Below are 836 nucleotides of genomic sequence, written 5' to 3'. Positions count from 1 at the left end.
TTGTAAGATATAATTGCGGGTGAAATTCCTGCCATGTATATGAGAAAGGACGAGCTGCTAGTAGCTCAGACGAATTTTATTATGACTTCAGTTGTTGTTGTAGGTACCCAGTGGGGTGATGAAGGTAAAGGGAAAATTACAGATTTTCTTTCAGCTAATGCAGAGGTAATTGCTCGTTATCAAGGTGGTGATAATGCTGGTCACACGATTGTGATTGATGGTAAGAAATTTAAGTTGCACTTGATTCCATCTGGAATTTTCTTTCCTGAAAAAATCTCTGTTATTGGGAATGGGATGGTTGTAAACCCTAAATCTCTAGTAAAAGAGTTGAATTATCTTCATGAAGAAGGTGTGACAACAGATAATTTGCGCATTTCGGATCGTGCGCATGTCATTTTACCATATCACATTGAATTAGACAGTTTGCAAGAGGAAGCTAAGGGCGACAATAAAATTGGTACTACAATCAAGGGAATCGGTCCAGCCTATATGGATAAAGCTGCTCGTGTTGGAATTCGTATTGCAGATCTTTTGGATAAAGAAATTTTTCGTGAGCGTTTGGAACGCAATCTTGCGGAGAAGAATCGTCTGTTTGAAAAATTATATGACAGTACTCCTATTTCAATTGATGATATTTTTGAAGAGTACTACGAGTATGGCCAACAAATCAAGCAGTATGTGACAGATACATCTGTTATCTTGAACGATGCGCTTGATAATGGCAAACGTGTACTGTTTGAAGGTGCTCAAGGTGTCATGTTGGACATTGACCAAGGAACTTATCCATTTGTTACGTCGTCAAACCCTGTCGCTGGTGGTGTGACAATTGGGTCTGG

General features: G+C 39.2%; 1 protein-coding gene. It reads left to right on the top strand.

Features of this window, described 5'->3' with window-relative positions:
- Positions 1 to 81 precede the first annotated feature (81 nt).
- The coding region (locus GMD1S_RS08350; RefSeq protein ID WP_044135808.1) for an adenylosuccinate synthetase at positions 82 to 836 on the top strand (755 nt) is incomplete at its 3' end.

The organism is Streptococcus sp. GMD1S, from assembly GCF_000296875.1.
Classification (GTDB): Bacteria; Bacillota; Bacilli; order Lactobacillales; family Streptococcaceae; genus Streptococcus.
The sequence above is the reverse complement of the archived record's forward strand: the minus strand, read 5'-3'. Positions and strand labels throughout refer to the sequence as shown.